1 pseudogene is annotated in these 671 nt (G+C 60.1%); it reads right to left on the bottom strand.

Going from position 1 to position 671, the window contains the following annotated elements:
• Nucleotides 1-314: 314 nt before the first annotated feature.
• A pseudogene (locus QJT78_RS51895) lies at nucleotides 315-671 on the bottom strand (hypothetical protein); the annotation flags it as partial.

Raw genomic sequence — 671 nt, 5'->3', positions numbered from 1 at the left:
TTCGCGGTTGGAGGTGATGGGGTTGGCTTCACAACCGAATCCTACGCCGTATCAGCGCTTTACACCACGCTCGCCAGCCTCTCGGGCGCCTCTTACGAATAAGACGGGCTAAGTCGCAACTGGGGATTCTAGGCTGGCATCGAGCCGCCGGAGGACCCGATGCGACGCGGTTACGCCTCCGATCACCCTCAGCACCGCCTCCGGCTCGTGCGGGTCACCGCTGGTCCGGATGCCGCCGAAGATCCGGAATACCCAGATTGACATCTCCGGGAAATCCACGCCTTGCGCGCCCTCATACACGAGCGCGCCGGAACCTAGATCGTCGGTGATGCGGGAGCGGGCGTTGCGAGCAGCTGCCGGTGCATCTCCTCGCCTTGCCGATTAAGGAATCCCGCCCAAACGCCGTGCTTCTTCCGATCGAGTATCGCTCCGAAGTGGTGGAACAGCAGCCCCTGCGTGATGAACTTGAACAGTTCGTCGACGCGGGTCGCATCGAACGGCAGTGTCATTGACGGCACGAGCATGCCGTTTTTAAGTATCAGCTCCTGCCGCTGCTCAGAGGCTAGTACCCACTTTTCTTGGAACGTGAGTCGTGATTCAAGGTCGGGATGATACCCGAAGCAAGAGAAGTCCACCTTTCGAGGAAAGATCGCAAGGTGCTTGAGGCGTGC

It is taken from the genome of Bradyrhizobium sp. Mp27 (genome assembly GCF_029953005.1).
Taxonomy (GTDB): Bacteria; Pseudomonadota; Alphaproteobacteria; order Rhizobiales; family Xanthobacteraceae; genus Bradyrhizobium; species Bradyrhizobium barranii.
This window is presented reverse-complemented; position numbering and strand designations above follow the sequence as displayed.